This window comes from Vibrio sp. 378 (assembly GCF_033339435.1).
Genome location: NZ_JAWOUO010000857.1, coordinates 1 through 587 on the forward strand (window position 1 = coordinate 1; position 587 = coordinate 587).

Annotated in this window: 1 protein-coding gene and 1 pseudogene; both read right to left on the reverse strand. The window is 46.3% G+C overall.

The window, feature by feature from the left end:
- A pseudogene (locus tag R7Q48_RS29245) lies at positions 1-193 on the reverse strand (GNAT family N-acetyltransferase); the annotation flags it as partial.
- A gap of 108 nt (positions 194-301) precedes the next feature.
- The coding region (gene dtd / locus R7Q48_RS29250; protein WP_318133864.1) for a D-aminoacyl-tRNA deacylase at positions 302-587 on the reverse strand (286 nt) is incomplete at its 5' end.

Sequence of the window (587 nt, forward strand, 5' to 3'; positions counted from 1 at the left end):
GAGTAATGTACAAACGTCCGATCGCCATTGGACGGCCACGGCTATCCACAATCATGCGGTGATGGCTCACCACATCATATTCATCCCGTTCAGAGCCTACTGGCATGCGCCATGGCTCTCGAAGCATTTGCCAACGAAATTGATAGTACTTGTTAAGCTGATTTTCGGTTGTTGGAGTTATGAGTTTGAACATATCAATCCTTTGAAAGTGCAAATCAGTAAGAATCTTGGGGAGAAAATACCCAAGTAAAATCAAACCACTTGGGTATATAGCTTAGACCATGAGTGTATCCACGCCAGATTAGACCTGTAGCCAAAAAGTCACTGGGCCGTCATTAATTAATGACACTTTCATATCGGCCGCGAAGCGACCACGCTCGGTTGGCAATTCCTGCTCACACAAGTCAGAAAAGTAGTCATACAGACGTTCAGCGTCGGCTGGATGCGCACCACGAGAAAAGCCTGCACGTGTGCCTTTCTTGGTATCTGCCGGTAACGTAAATTGAGACACCACCAAAACCTTACCGTTCACTTGTTTGACGTTGAGGTTCATTTTTCCTTCGTCGTCTTCAAAGACTCGGTAGGTG